This is a genomic window from Novipirellula sp. (assembly GCF_041583735.1).
Lineage (GTDB): Bacteria > Planctomycetota > Planctomycetia > Pirellulales > Pirellulaceae > Novipirellula.
Genome location: NZ_JBFHFD010000723.1, coordinates 1 through 4197, shown reverse-complemented (window position 1 = coordinate 4197; position 4197 = coordinate 1). Strand labels below are relative to the sequence as shown.

The window sequence follows — 4197 nt, the reverse complement described above, 5'->3', positions numbered from 1 at the left end:
TGTGTGCTGGAACGCATCGCGAGCGAAGCCGAACATATCCGCGGTGACTCGCTCCCCACGTTTTCACTGTGGCAGCCTTTCGTTGCGGCGACGATCAAAACACCGTTTCGACTTTGGGCCAACCGCATCGAGTCAAAATGGATTCAAGATGAACTTGAGAGTCTGGTCGAAGAGTACCAACGCACCGGGCAGTTAAGACGGCATTTGCCAGCGGAGGTCGATATTATCCACCGTGTGGTGAAAATCTATCACGACGAATTACTCTGGAAACAAGAGCGGCAGCGGCGACTTCAATCTCGTCAAACGGTAACTCGCGTCGATAAGCCAGCGGACCCACCGGCCGAGGCACCAATTGCGATGCCTTACCGCCGTGCCGCATAGCATCGAATGAGAATTAACGGTCATCTATTGAAGCGTCGACAGAGCGTAGGGCAGATTCCTACCGGCCGACTCGATCGAGCGGTCAAGGACGGCCGGTGGGAACCGGCCCCACTCGAATCTGGACACCTATTATTTGCTCGTTCCCTCGGCAGGACTTCATTTTTTTGGGGGAGGGATGGTTGCCGGGCACTCCCCATCACTCGAGGTGGCGAACTTGGTATCCTAACCCTATTCCGAATACCGTCCGGCGGCAGCGCGTTGAATACACAGTGATAACACCGGGCGGTTAGCGATTCCCGCTACAAAAACACTCGCTGAGTGCCAAGAGTGGCTGGCATAGGATGCTCGCCGTGCGGACTTCGGTACTGATTTTGCATCATGCGTAACGAGCGTGGTCGGCAGTGATTTAGTTGATCAATTTTTAACCGTGTAGGGCCCCCCCTCACAAACGATGGAGACACGCCGATGCGAGCGTTTGAATCGACCCAGATCTTTTTTGATGCAGCAGCCGAGCATCTCAATATTGAACCCTCGCTACGTGAAGCGTTGTTAATGCCTAGTCGCGAGGTGCAAGTCCAAGTTACGATCGAACGCGACGATGGATCATTGGCCAACTACGTCGGTTTCCGCGTTCAGCATGACAACAGTCGTGGTCCCATGAAGGGTGGTTTGCGGTATCACCCGCAAGTTGATTTGGACGAAGTGAGGGCGCTGGCTAGTTTGATGACGTGGAAGACCGCGGTGGTTAACTTGCCGTATGGAGGTGCAAAAGGAGGCATTGGTGTCAATCCTTCGAAAATGTCCAAACGAGAAATCGAGCGACTGACGCGTGCATTTGTTGACCAAATTCATGACATCGTCGGTCCCGATACGGACATCCCCGCGCCCGACATGGGAACGGATCATCAAGTCATGGCATGGTTCCGCAACCAATGGGAAAAGTATCACGGTTTCAATCCTGCGGTGATCACTGGAAAGCCTGTCGAGGAATACGGTGCGCGTGGTCGCGAAGAGGCAACCGGCCGTGGGGTGGGTTCGCTGACCGTCAAATTGGCCAAGCGATTGGGAGTCAAACCGGCGGCGGCCAAAACCGCAATTCAAGGTTTTGGGAATGTCGGGACCCATGCGGCAAAATTTTTGTACGAGTCGGAGTTTCCGATCATCGCGGTCAGCGATTTGACGGGCACCTATTACGATCCCAATGGATTGAATATCTCCGAAGTCCTGCGTCACAAATTGAATCATCCCAAAGGTCTGCTCGAAGGCTACCAGCACTGCGAGTGTTTGCCCGTCGATGCACTGATGAGTCTGCAGGATGTGAATATCTTGATTCCCGCGGCACTAGGCGGTGTGATTACAGCCGAGAACGTCGACGACATTCATGCCTCGATCATTATCGAAGCGGCCAACGGTCCGATCGATCCCGAAGCTGATGCGGTTTTGCAAGAAAAAGGGGTCACGATCTTGCCCGATATCTTGGCGAATGCCGGCGGGGTGACGGTCAGCTATTTTGAATGGGTCCAAAATCGCCAGCACTATCGCTGGACCTTGGATCGTGTTCGGCAAGAACTGGATCACACGATGAACGAAGCGTTTGAGAACGTGTGGCAGACCGCTCAGCAAAACAACGTTTCGCTGCGGATTGCAGCCTACATGATCGGGATCACGCGAGTCCGTCGAGCCGCCGAATTGGCCGGGCTTACCTCCTAGCCTTGCGTTTTATCTAATACCCATTACCCCTACGCATCTATGTTTAAAAATATCGATTTATCGAGAGGTTATCGTTTTGGAAATCTGGCCCGCAATTGATCTGCGTCATGGCAAACCGGTCCGCCTGAAACAGGGGGACTACGATCGCCAAACGATCTTTGGTGATGACCCCGTCGAGTTCGCCAAGCGATGGCAAGACGCGGGCGCGAAGCGTTTGCACTTGGTCGACCTCGATGCCGCGCGGGGCGATGACCCCGAGCGAAATCGTGATGCGGCAAAGCGGATTGTCGAAGCGACCGGATTGCCGTGCCAACTCGGCGGCGGTGTGCGTGACGAAGCCGCAATCGAGCTGTTGTTGGGCCTCGGGCTGACGCGGCTGGTCGTGGGATCGCAAGCACTGAAACAACCCGCGTGGTTCGCGTCAATGTGCGACCGCTATCCAGACCAGTTGGCTGCCGGCATCGATGCTCGCGATGGCATGGTCGCCACCGATGGTTGGTTGGAAACCAGCACGACACCGGCGATCGAATTGGCTCAAGATCTTCGCAGCCGCACCGCAAACATCGCCGCGATCATCTATACCGACATCGCGCGTGACGGAATGATGAGTGGCCCCAATTTTGACGGGCTTGCCCAAATGGCCTCGGCCACCGATATCCCGCTTGTCGCTAGCGGCGGAGTTACGACGCTCGAGGATGTGCGTCAGTTGGTGGAAATGGATATGCCGGCTGCGATTATTGGACGCTCCCTGTACGACGGCGCGATGAACTTAGAGGACGTCGTCAAAATCGCAAGCGATTTGTAAGGGGGCCGTGATATGAAGGGTCTGCGAATTCAGCAGTGTTTCGGCTGTGTTGCGTTTGTCATCGCAGTTTGGACTTCGGCAATCGTCTTGGCGGAGGATTACAAGCAGTTGCCGCCGCCGGGGATCGAAATCGATCAAGAAGTTAAAAACGCATTGGCGTCGCGAGTCGAGCGGTTGGACAGCGAGATCGACGCGTTGGCGGAAGCGGAAACCGATTCATCAAGCTGGCAGCCAGACATTCGCGTGCTGACCCGCGCGGTTCGCTTGGCGATTACGCAAAATCGCTTTTACAAAGCTTCCGAAACCAAAGACGCCGCCAAATTGCTCGACGAAGCCGAGCGTCGGCTCGCGGCAGCGAGATCCGGAACACGCGGTTTGGCACTATTGGGTGTCTCCGTTCGCAGCAGCGACAAGCCGCAAATGGTCGTCGGCGGATTTGTTTCCGATATCGACGACTCGGTCCAGCCATACGGTTTGGTGATCCCTGCGGGGTTTCAATTAGGGACGACATCGCCGCACCGCTTGGATGTATGGCTGCACGGGCGTGGCGATACCAAGACGGAGATTCCGTTTCTGATCGAGCGGATCAGCAAGGTGGGGACCTACGCGCCCGCCGACACGATCGTGCTGCATCCGTTTGGGCGTCACTGCAACGCATTCAAATTCGCCGGGGAAACCGATGTCTACGAGGCGATCCGTCATAGCGAACGAATCCTACCGATCGATCGTGATCAGATTGCGATTCGAGGGTTCTCGATGGGCGGTGCCGGGTGTTGGCACTTGGCGGTCCATGATCCGCTAACGTGGTTTGCGGCTAATCCAGGAGCCGGGTTTGTGGATACAATCGTCTACCAAGGCTGGCAGACGAACCCACCGTTTGCGATCGATGCGGTTCGTCAGAAACTACTTCGTTGGTACGACGTGCTGCCCTGGGTCACCAACCTGAAAAACACGCATCCGGTGGCCTACAGTGGTGAAGTCGACAAGCAGCGACAGGCGGCCGATCGTGTGGTTGCTGCGGCGAAGCAGGCTGGTTTTGAGTTTCCCTACGTGATCGGGGCCAAGATGGCTCACAAAGTCGACGATGTTTCGATTGCGGAAATTGATCGTCAATTGGCGGCCATTGCCGCCGAACCGGTGCCTGAGCCACGCCGCGAGATCGAATTTGTGACCTACACCACTCGCTATGCCAAAGCGGATTGGTTAAGCGTGACGGGGCTCGAAGAACACTGGACGGCGGGCAAAGTCAAAGCCAAGATCGCCGCCAAGGATCGTTTGGTCGTCAAGACCGAAGGGGTGAC

2 protein-coding genes and 2 pseudogenes are annotated in these 4197 nt (G+C 55.8%); all 4 read left to right on the top strand.

What is annotated here, in order from left to right:
* A pseudogene (locus tag ABX962_RS31630) lies at positions 1-381 on the top strand (hypothetical protein); the annotation flags it as partial.
* 465 nt (positions 382-846) lie between these two features.
* Positions 847-2091, top strand: coding sequence for a Glu/Leu/Phe/Val dehydrogenase (locus tag ABX962_RS31625; RefSeq protein WP_372725583.1), 1245 nt, complete (start codon positions 847-849; stop codon positions 2089-2091).
* A gap of 76 nt (positions 2092-2167) precedes the next feature.
* On the top strand, positions 2168-2896 hold the full coding sequence (gene hisA / locus ABX962_RS31620) for a 1-(5-phosphoribosyl)-5-[(5-phosphoribosylamino)methylideneamino]imidazole-4-carboxamide isomerase (RefSeq protein WP_372725581.1): 729 nt from the start codon (positions 2168-2170) through the stop codon (positions 2894-2896).
* Positions 2897-2908: 12 nt separating this feature from the next.
* A pseudogene (locus ABX962_RS31615) lies at positions 2909-4197 on the top strand (hypothetical protein); the annotation flags it as partial.

Excerpts from the sequence above, each read along its gene's own strand:
- ABX962_RS31625 (WP_372725583.1), top strand. The coding sequence starts at position 847 with ATGCGAGCGTTTGAATCGACCCAGATCTTTTTTGATGCAGCAGCCGAG.